Consider the following 1,341-nt stretch of genomic DNA (forward strand, 5'->3'; position numbering starts at 1 on the left):
ATGGTTCGGGGTGGTGGGTGGTTGGTCGTTGTTTGAGAACTGCACAGTGGACGCGAGCATCTGTGGCCAAGTTTTTAAGGGCGCACGGTGGATGCCTTGGCACCAGGAACCGATGAAGGACGTGGGAGGCCACGATAGTCCCCGGGGAGTCGTCAACCAGGCTTTGATCCGGGGGTTTCCGAATGGGGAAACCCGGCAGTCGTCATGGGCTGTCACCCGCTGCTGAACACATAGGCAGTGTGGAGGGAACGCGGGGAAGTGAAACATCTCAGTACCCGCAGGAAGAGAAAACAACCGTGATTCCGGGAGTAGTGGCGAGCGAAACTGGATGAGGCCAAACCGTATGCGTGTGAGACCCGGCAGGGGTTGCGTATACGGGGTTGTGGGATCTCTCTTTTACGGTCTGCCGGCCGTGAGACGAGTCAGAAATCGTTGATGTAGGCGAAGGACATGCGAAAGGTCCGGCGTAGAGGGTAAGACCCCCGTAGTCGAAATGTCAGCGACTTGTTTGAGAGACACCCAAGTAGCACGGGGCCCGAGAAATCCCGTGTGAATCTGGCGGGACCACCCGCTAAGCCTAAATATTCCCTGGTGACCGATAGCGGATAGTACCGTGAGGGAATGGTGAAAAGTACCGCGGGAGCGGAGTGAAATAGTACCTGAAACCGTGTGCCTACAAGCCGTGGGAGCGTCGCTGTGTGTGCTTGCACATGCAGTCGTGACTGCGTGCCTTTTGAAGAATGAGCCTGCGAGTTTGCGGTGTGTTGCGAGGTTAACCCGGGTGGGGTAGCCGTAGCGAAAGCGAGTCCGAAGAGGGCGTTTTAGTAGCATGCTCAAGACCCGAAGCGGAGTGATCTAGCCATGGGCAGGTTGAAGCGGAGGTAAGACTTCGTGGAGGACCGAACCCACCAGGGTTGAAAACCTGGGGGATGACCTGTGGTTAGGGGTGAAAGGCCAATCAAACTCCGTGATAGCTGGTTCTCCCCGAAATGCATTTAGGTGCAGCGTCGTGTGTTTCTTGCCGGAGGTAGAGCACTGGATAGGCGATGGGCCCTACCGGGTTACTGACCTTAGCCAAACTCCGAATGCCGGTAAGTGAGAGCGCGGCAGTGAGACTGTGGGGGATAAGCTCCATGGTCGAGAGGGAAACAGCCCAGAGCATCGACTAAGGCCCCTAAGCGTACGCTAAGTGGGAAAGGATGTGGAGTCGCAGAGACAACCAGGAGGTTGGCTTAGAAGCAGCCACCCTTGAAAGAGTGCGTAATAGCTCACTGGTCTAGTGATTCCGCGCCGACAATGTAGCGGGGCTCAAGCGTACCGCCGAAGTCGTGTCATTCATAC

At 56.6% G+C, this 1,341-nt stretch carries 1 rRNA gene (cut by a window edge); it reads left to right on the plus strand.

The features are described from left to right. Positions 1–64 precede the first annotated feature (64 nt). Positions 65–1,341 (plus strand): 23S ribosomal RNA (locus tag ACIQAC_RS40720); it runs 1,269 nt beyond the window's last position.

Source organism: Streptomyces sp. NPDC088387, assembly GCF_044753385.1.
Classification (GTDB): Bacteria; Actinomycetota; Actinomycetes; order Streptomycetales; family Streptomycetaceae; genus Streptomyces.